6 protein-coding genes are annotated in these 6,039 nt (G+C 64.5%); 4 read left to right on the top strand and 2 right to left on the bottom strand.

From position 1 onward, the window contains the following. From AC1DP3_RS01900 to AC1DP3_RS01885, 4 genes are all read left to right on the top strand, one after another. Positions 1-953, top strand: a 953-nt coding sequence (locus tag AC1DP3_RS01900) for an alpha/beta fold hydrolase (protein ID WP_477290712.1), incomplete at its 5' end; no start/stop codon positions are given. Then, entirely contained in the window at positions 950-2,419 is a 1,470-nt protein-coding gene (locus AC1DP3_RS01895) for an NAD-dependent succinate-semialdehyde dehydrogenase (RefSeq protein WP_477290710.1), read from the top strand. The genes AC1DP3_RS01900 and AC1DP3_RS01895, both read left to right, overlap by 4 nt. 241 nt (positions 2,420-2,660) lie before the next feature. After that, on the top strand, positions 2,661-3,389 hold the full coding sequence (locus AC1DP3_RS01890) for a zinc-binding dehydrogenase (RefSeq protein WP_477290708.1): 729 nt from the start codon (positions 2,661-2,663) through the stop codon (positions 3,387-3,389). Positions 3,390-3,949: 560 nt separating this feature from the next. Further along, positions 3,950-4,219: a hypothetical protein gene (locus AC1DP3_RS01885; protein WP_477290706.1), complete on the top strand. Its 270-nt coding sequence runs from the start codon at positions 3,950-3,952 to the stop codon at positions 4,217-4,219. 255 nt (positions 4,220-4,474) lie between these two features. On the opposite strand, the gene namA is transcribed toward AC1DP3_RS01885, so the two are convergent. Further along, positions 4,475-5,554, bottom strand: coding sequence for an NADPH dehydrogenase NamA (gene namA, locus AC1DP3_RS01880; protein WP_477290704.1), 1,080 nt, complete (start codon positions 5,552-5,554; stop codon positions 4,475-4,477). 76 nt (positions 5,555-5,630) lie between these two features. Next, positions 5,631-6,014, bottom strand: coding sequence for a nuclear transport factor 2 family protein (locus tag AC1DP3_RS01875; RefSeq protein WP_477290702.1), 384 nt, complete (start codon positions 6,012-6,014; stop codon positions 5,631-5,633). Between the last annotated feature and the right edge of the window lie 25 nt (positions 6,015-6,039).

The following is a 6,039-nucleotide window of genomic DNA, read 5'->3' as shown; positions in this document are numbered from 1 at the left end:
CTTTCGCACAGCACCTTCACCTCGTCCGACGTCTGATCGAAGTGATCGTGGATCGCGAGTCGGTCGATGCCCAACCCCGCGATCTCTCAGCGATTCGTGGACGATACGTCCGCGTCGATGTGCAGCCATGGGGACCCTGTGATGTCTACGTCGAGTGCGTAGGGGAGGGGCGCCCCGTCCTGTTCCTCCACACTGCAGGTGCGGACAGCAGCCAGTATCACGGCCTGTTTTCCCTCGCAGACCAATTCCCAGACCGACGCCTCATCGCCTTCGACCTTCCCTGGCACGGCAAATCAGGCCCGGCGGAGGGTCTTGGGTCACTCGACTACTCCCTGACAAGTGAGAGCTACGCCGATTGTGTCGCAGCAGTGATCAAGGCGCTCGAACTCGAAGAAGCGCCTGTGCTCGTCGGAGCCTCCATGGCCGGCGCCGCCGTCGTCGAGGTCGCCGCGCGCCATCCGAATGTGATCGCGGCCGCTATCGGCTGCCAGGTCGGTCCGCGAGTGGGGAACCGTCACAACGCTTGGCTGCGAAGCCCCCGCGTGAATCAGGCGCTTTTCGTCCCGGAATGGACGATGGGCCTCATGTCACCGCACTCGCCGCAGAATGATCGCGACCGGGTGTGGTGGGGCTATTCGCAAGGTGGCTACGCCGTGTACGAGCGCGACATCACCTACTACACAACCTGCTGGGACCTCGACAACGTGCAGCCGAAGTTCGGCGATAGTACGCCTCCGATCGTGTTGATGTCCGGGTCCTATGACTACACGGTGCCGTCGGCGGCCACCAGGGAACTTGCATCGCTGATTCCCGGGGCGATGTACCACGACATGCCTGAGCTCGGCCACTTTCCTCATGCGGAGAATCCCCCTGCCTTTGCGAATCACCTCGCTTGGGCGCTTGCCACACTCGACGATCCCACTCGAACTCCCGACCAGAGAGACGCTTCATGACAATCGACTTCCAGGCGGCGCTCGCACACGCGCCCACCGGCATCCTCATCGACAATGAATTCAGGCCCGCCTCCACCGGTGCCGAGTTCGAGGTCCACGACCCGGCCACAGGCGACACCATCGCGACCCTCGCAGACGCGTCGGTCGCTGATGCGATCGCCGCCCTCGACTCCGCGGTGCGCGTGCAGGATGCCTGGGCGGCCACGCCAGCGCGAGAGCGCGCCGACATCTTGCGTCGGGCATACGAGCTGATCCTTGAGCGGCGCACCGACCTCGCGCTTCTCATGACACTCGAGATGGGGAAGCCGCTCGCCGAGTCCGAGGCGGAGATCTCCTACGGAGCCGAGTTCCTGCGATGGTTCGCTGAGGAGGCCGTTCGCTTCGGCGGCAGTACAACCCATTCCCCCACCGGTGACACACGCATTGTGACCATCCAGCAGCCAGTCGGACCGTGCCTGCTGGTCACGCCATGGAATTTTCCCCTCGCGATGGGAACCAGGAAGATCGGACCCGCCCTGGCTGCAGGGTGCCCCGTGATTGTGAAGCCGGCCGGACTGACTCCTCTGTCGATGAACGCCCTCGCCGCCATCCTCATCGAATCAGGTTTGCCAGCGGGCGTGCTCTCGGTGATTCCCACGTCCAACTCATCGGGGACGGTCGCCGCCCTCATGGCAGATCCGCGGCTGCGAAAGATCTCCTTCACCGGCTCCACCGAGGTCGGAAAACAGCTCATCCGCCAATCGGCGGACCAAGTGCTGCGCGTGTCGATGGAACTCGGTGGCAATGCGCCCCTGATCGTCTGTGCGGATGCCGACATACCTCATGCCGTCGATGAGGCGATGAAGGCGAAGCTCCGCAACAACGGCGAGGCGTGCACTGCAGCGAACGTGTTCTACGTGCACGAGGACGTCGTCGAGACCTTCACCGACCAGATTCGCTCGCGGTTCGAGGCGATTGTTGTCGGACCGGGGTACCACGCGGATTCCACAGTTGGCCCGATCATCGATCAGCGCTCGGCATACGCGCTTCAGGAGCTTGTTGATGACGCGGTCGCCCGGGGCGCGAGGGTCCTCAGTCGGCGTGAGGCTCCTGCGGGCACCGGCGGCAGCTACTTTCCCCCAACGCTCCTCGGAGATGTTCCGCGCGACGCTCGCGTTGTCACCGAGGAAATCTTCGGCCCTATCGCCCCGATCGTCACCTGGGCCGACGAGGACGACCTGATCGAGCAGGCGAACTCGACGGAGTACGGACTAGCCGCGTACCTGTTCACGAGGGACCTCGACAGGGCGAGGGTGATCGCGGAACGACTGCAGGTCGGGATGCTCGGACTGAACCGGGGTGTTCTCTCGAATGTAGCGGCTCCGTTCGGCGGCATTAAGCAAAGCGGTTACGGCAGGGAGGGCGGCCACGTCGGCATTGCCGAGTATCTCCAGACCAAGTACCTCTCGATAGACGCGCCCCGATGACCACCAGGGGCTGGAAATGCACGCGCTGACTGTCGTCGATGAGGTGGGCACCGTCCAGCTACGCGACTGGCCCCCGCCGGATTCTCGCGCCGACCGCGTCCGCGTCAGGGTAGGTGCCTTTTCGCTCAACCGTGGCGAAGCCAGACTCGTCCACACGGCGCCTGTTGGGACGCGGCCCGGATGGGACTTCGCGGGGATTCTTCTCGACGACGTTCCCGGAGGGATCGGCAAGGGCGCTCGAGTGGTCGGAGTCGCTGAGGGCGGGACGTGGGCCGAGACGGTTTCGGTGAAACCAGAGTGGATTGCCTCCATACCGGACACGGTCTCGGACAAGGACGCAGCTGCTGTTGCCACCGCCGGCCTGACAGCCCTGCGGACTCTGCGACTGTCCGGTGCGAGCGCGGGTTCGCGAATGCTGATCACCGGCGCGAACGGGGGCGTTGGACGGCTCGCGGTGCAGTTGGCGGCGAACATCGGATGCCATGTCTGCGCACTCGTGAGCCGCAACACAGACGCATCAAAGATCGAAGCACTTGGTGCGGATGACGTTGCCGCGGATCTGCGCGACTTCGCCGGCACGTTCGACAACGTCCTCGAGTCGATCGGGGGCGGAACCCTTGGGCAGGCGGTTGCACGGCTAAGCAGTACTGGCACAGTTGTTGCCTTCGGCAACAGCTCCGGCGAGCCAACGACCTTCGACGTCCGCGACTTCTACGACGGCGCCATGCGCACTTTGCGCGGATTCGAGCTGTTCCACGACCCAGACCCCTTCGGCCCGGATCTCACGGTCCTGTTGACATCTCTTGAGGATGGCGTGCTTGATCCCCAGGTCGTGGGCGTTCTTCCCTGGAACGACATCGCCGCCGCGATAGCGCGGCTGGAACATCGATCTGTCGGCGGCAAGCTCGTCCTTCGTGTGGACCGCGCGGACCAGGGGCGCGACGCTCGCAACCAGGAGCGGCTCTCATGAGGGTGTTCCAGATCGGCGCAGCCGGTGGTGTGGGCAGGCGACTTTCCGCTCTCCTTTCAACCCGAGGCGCGACAGCGAATCGATCCCAGTTGACCGAGCCGACATCGAGGCGACCCGGTACCGGGTCGCGATCTGCGCCCTGGACTACTACGCCGATAAGCCGCACGACGAACCCGGCTACACGATCGATGAGGACGTCACCTCGTGCCTCGCGCCGCTGCTCGGCCGCGACGCCGACGTCCTCGATCAACTCCGAACCATCATCCGAGACACGATCGCCGATCCACGGCACACCGTGACGCGCTGAACGACCAGCTCACTGCCCTCGCGGCCGAAACCGAGCAGGCTTAAAGGCGCGGAGGAGTCCCCGGATGCCGAGGGCCTTTCTGGCCGGTCATTGTAACTCCTCCCACGGCGCTCCGTGCCGGGCTTTCGCGCGTAGGCTCCTCCGCTTCGCTCCGCCCGCTACTCCACGGTCCCGGCATTGCGCACCGCTCCGGTCGCACACGACGCCACTTGCCAGAAAGGCGCCAAGAACAGACACCATAAGGAGCTGAATCATGAACACCATCGTCGCCTGGGATCACTTGGAAAGAGCTGTCGACCATCTCGCCGAGATCCTCGACCGACTCCTCACCCACCCGGACGAGCTGCTGTGCAGCCTGCAGTTCGCCGAGGCCGAATCGCTCGCCGAGGTCCTCGACGCTGGACACCACACCGACGTCGCCGCCCGCCTCGTGCACCGCTGGGCACTCACCGAACCCGACTGGGACGACGGCGCCGAGCACGCCGAATCCCTCCGGCAATGGCTCACTCGCTCCATCCAGTAGCGCGGACCTGACGGCTGGGAGGGCCGCGACCGCTACGCGCGGAGATCGTTCCTCAGCGTCCCGATCCGCAAGCGAACAGCAGTGGTCGGCGTTCGATCGCTACCGAGCATCGAATCTCTCTGGAGCACCGCCTCGATGACCCGAACGGTGGATCGCCGCGCTGGGTGGAGCTCAATTCACAACGCTGTTCGTCCGACACTCGCTCGCGATCCGGCTAGCATCCGGAGCTCGACCGGGTGGTCCAGTTGACGGCGCTCACGCCGCGACAGTCTCCTCGAGCGGCGCGGCGGGCAGCGGGGGTTGGCTGCGTTGCCATACTGACCCGTATCGTGTGTATTGCGCTGGGGGCTGGATCGGCTGTCGCAGGTCGTCAGCTGCAGTGCGTGCCCAGAATGGGTCCTTGAGCATCTCCCGACCAACGAATACAAGGTCGGCGCGCCCGTTGCGGAGGATGTCCTCTGCCTGCTGTCCCGTCTCGATACGACCGACGGCACCGGTGAGAATGCCGACCTCTCGACGAATGAGCTCTGCTGCGGGAACTTGGAACCCCGGGAATGAGGACACCTTGACGGGAGCGATGCCACCCGAGGAGGCGTCGATGAGGTCGACGCCCTGCTCCTTCATCCAGCGACCGAAGGCGATGTAGTCATCCGGGGTGTTTCCTCCTTCGACATAGTCGATCGAGGAGATCCGAACGAATAGCGGTCTGTTCCACTCTGCGCGAACAGTGTCCAGGACTTCGCGGACGATGCGGTACCGCCCTGCATGGTCTCCTCCGTACTCGTCTGTGCGTTTGTTCGAGATGGGGGACAGGAATTCGTTCAGCAGGTAGCCGTGGGCGGCGTGAACTTCGATGACGTCGAATCCCGCCTTCACTGCGCGCACGGTGGCGGAACGGAATGCTTCGACGATCTCTGCGATGCCATCATGGGTCAGCTCCTCAGGGACGCGGGAGCCCGGCCCCCAGGCGATCGCGGATGGGGCGACGGCAGTCAGCTCGGGGAGCCCCAGCTGACGACCCGCGTGGCCGATCTGCACGCCCACCCGGCCGCCGACCAAGTGGACTGCGTCGACGATGCGACCGAGGCTCGGGATATGCGTGTCGTCCCAGATTCCGAGATCGCCAGGACCGATCGGGCCGTTCGGGGCGACCGCTGCGGTCTCCGTCATGACCAGGCCTGCACCGCCAAGGGCACGGGACCCGTAGTGCATGACGTGGAAGTCAGTCGCGACCCCGTCGACTGTCGCCGAGTGCATGCACATGGGTGACATCGCGATGCGGTTCCGGAAAGACACCCCACGGATCGTGAAGGGCTCGAGAAGTGTTGCGGACAAAGAAGGCTCCTAAGGTGCTGCCAGAGCAAGCCGGCAAGGGCGCCGAGGCAAACAGCCGCCCCGGTGCGACGGGACGTCAGCTCGCGGGGGTCGAGATGGTGTGGAACGTTTTCGCCACGATCTGCCACTCATCGTTCGGCTTGAGCAGGTGGAAGAAGTCGCTGAAGCGGAAGCCGTCGAGATCGTCGGAATCGACTCGCGCGCTGGCGACGGTACCCACGATATCCACGGAGACGATCGCCGCGTTCGGGTTCGACGGCTTGAAGAGGGTGTCGACCTCATCGAACAGCACCTGGAAGGGGACACGCTTCACCCCGGACTCGGCAACGGTGAACATCGCCCCGTCAGCGTGGAAAGCCGACCGCATGAGCGAGCTGTCGGCCGCGGCGCAGGCCCGGAGGTACTTCGAAATCTCCTCCACCACTGCGTTGTACTCCTGGACATAAGTCTTCTCGGACATGTGGACTCCTCGGGTTGACGAAATT

This window comes from Microbacterium sp. P5_B6 (assembly GCF_056400345.1).
The sequence above is the reverse complement of the archived record's forward strand: the minus strand, read 5'-3'. Positions and strand labels throughout refer to the sequence as shown.